This is a genomic window from Streptococcus oralis, from assembly GCF_003943825.1.
In the GTDB taxonomy this organism is placed as follows: Bacteria; Bacillota; Bacilli; order Lactobacillales; family Streptococcaceae; genus Streptococcus; species Streptococcus oralis_CD.
Window position 1 is genome coordinate 1 of the sequence record NZ_RJNJ01000123.1, and the last position, 525, is coordinate 525.

The following is a 525-nucleotide window of genomic DNA, read 5'->3' on the forward strand; positions in this document are numbered from 1 at the left end:
TTCTTGCAGGAATCTTGATGGGGCCTGTTTATGCCTTGGTCATGGCTACAGTCACAGCCTTTATCCGTATGTCTACTCAAGGCATTCCGCCCTTGGCCCTCACAGGAGCTACTTTTGGAGCCCTCCTTGCAGGTCTCTTTTATAAGTACGGTCGAAAATTTCACTATTCTGCCCTAGGAGAGATTTTGGGAACAGGGATTATCGGTTCCATTGTTTCCTATCCTGTCATGGTTCTCTTTACGGGATCTGCGGCCAAGCTCAGCTGGTTTATCTATACTCCGCGATTTTTCGGAGCGACCTTGATCGGTACAGCCATAGCTTTTCTTGCCTTTCGATTTTTAATCAAGCAGGAATTCTTTAAAAAAGTACAAGGATATTTCTTTGGAGAAAGGATAGACTGATGCAGGAATTTACAAATCCCTTTCCTCTGAGCTCTAGCTCCTTAATTCACTGCATCACCAATGAGATTTCCTGTGAGATGCTGGCTAATGGCATTTTGGCTCTGGGATCTAAACCTGTCATGGC

Annotated in this window: 2 protein-coding genes; both read left to right on the forward strand. The window is 45.0% G+C overall.

The genetic code is table 11. From position 1 onward, the window contains the following. Positions 1 to 401, forward strand: a 401-nt coding sequence (gene thiW / locus D8863_RS10935) for an energy coupling factor transporter S component ThiW (protein ID WP_125441883.1), incomplete at its 5' end; no start/stop codon positions are given. After that, positions 401 to 525: hydroxyethylthiazole kinase (locus D8863_RS10940; protein WP_185761494.1), on the forward strand; the 125-nt coding region annotated here is incomplete at its 3' end. The genes thiW and D8863_RS10940, both read left to right, overlap by 1 nt.